The following is a 1778-nucleotide window of genomic DNA, read 5'->3' on the forward strand; positions in this document are numbered from 1 at the left end:
GCACAATCGGGCCAACGTCAGCACGTAATGTCGGATACAGAACACTTCGGCATTCGTCCCATCAGCCAGCTCCAGCGTCACAAAGTGGGTGGGTGGATCCACGCACACCGATTTGTCCCACAAACATCTGGTGTTCCCGAAGCCGGAAGCCACTTCGGTGCCGTCGATGACGTCATCTCCTGTCTGGATCATGCGGTGCTCTCCTCAATGATTCTGCCCAGCTTTTCCAGACCCGCCTGAATCTCTTCCTTCGACAGCTGGTGGTCCTCATCAAGCCAAAGGGCCCACTGCTGCTCGAACGCATACTCTTGCTGCAGTTCCTTCGTCCGGCTGAGTCGCTCTCGGGCGGTGATCACGGCGGAGGCCCCATCCTGGTCGAGATTGACCTGCAACATGGTGTCCGCGGCAGGGAACGCCATGCACGCTTCAGTCCCTTCCAGCACCACCAGGAACCAAGAATTCCGGTTGACGTTGGCATCCTGGGGCAGAGTGTCACCTTCCAGGGCACTGAAGTTCAGGCAGTTCAGTGCCAGGAAGGCGTTGACGGCGTCCCCGTCCATCACCGTATTCAAAACTGGGTTCAGCACATAGCCGCTATGGGACGGGCTTAACCAGTTCCCGACCCCGTCCCACAGCAGGAACGGCTTCTTCCGGGTCCGGATCTCCACAGCGGTCCCCTCTTCACGGTCGTAGGAATGATCCTGCATCCTCAAAGGAATCCGCGTCCGCAGCATGAACGTCACATCGTCAAGCAGCCGGACAACGATCGGAGCATTGTGATTGCCCAAGGCTTTGTCCAGCCAAGCACCCAGCTCTTGGGCTGTGGTGAACTGCGAGGTGTCGACCTCGAGCTCCTCGTATTCGCTGATGTTATTTGCCAGACGGTACAGCTGTGCTTCCGGGCTGTCGCCCTCCCCCCGCTGCTCCTCTGATGAGTGTGTGCCGGCAACAGAGTCGTTCAGGATCCACTCGGCCCACTCGGAAGCGTGAGCACCAAGCCCATGCTCAGCACCAGTGGCTGCGTGACGGAAAATCTCCAGCACCCCGTCCACTGCGCAGAGCACTTCCAAGGGCCTTAGCTTGTGGTCTGTCGGGTAGATCAGCTCGTACAGATGCTGAGAGCTTCGCGCATGAGCGATCACAGGGCGTTTCACATGGATGTCATCCCGGGGGACAAGCATCAGATCATCGGCGGACAGCTCAGCTCCCTTCGGCGCCACAAGCCTCCCGCGGGCATGCAGCTGCTTCCACTCGCTTACTGCCACCTGGCGAAGGATCATCAGATTCGTGAACCGCTCCGATTCACTCGGCCCGGTGCGGCGCACCCTCAATTTCCCGTGCTTCAAAGCGGTAGCCAAGTCGCGCGTGAAGAAGAGGGCCCTCAGCTCATGGAAGTCATCAGGACCACCATCGAAATCAGCCACCACCACCTCTCCCCAGAGGTCGATGAACGAGAGAGTCCAGGAATCCTCCGAATGGGCGCTCACCAGGAACGGGAGCCGTAGGTAGGAGGCAATGGCGGCCAGGGTGGGGCGCCAACCGCCGTCGTACTCGACACGCAGGTGTTCGCGGGAGGCCACAAACTGGGAGAACAATTCCGGTGTCCAGTCACGGTTGACGAAGGCATCGTAACCCACAGACGTGCCCACCAGGTCGCCGGCGCTCCGCCGAGCTTCACTAGAGAAGCTGATATGCCGAAACGGTTCCGCGTTGACTGTGGTTGGCCACGGGTGAACCGGCAATTTCAGCAACGAATCACCAGGGGTGTTCATGGCCTC

Annotated in this window: 2 protein-coding genes; both read right to left on the bottom strand. The window is 59.7% G+C overall.

The window, feature by feature from the left end:
- The coding region (locus LQV45_RS29840; RefSeq protein WP_230010768.1) for a hypothetical protein at nt 1-192 on the bottom strand (192 nt) is incomplete at its 3' end.
- Nucleotides 189-1778: hypothetical protein (locus LQV45_RS29845; RefSeq protein WP_230010770.1), on the bottom strand; the 1590-nt coding region annotated here is incomplete at its 5' end. The genes LQV45_RS29845 and LQV45_RS29840, both read right to left, overlap by 4 nt.

Source organism: Microbacterium sp. Bi128 (genome assembly GCF_918698205.1).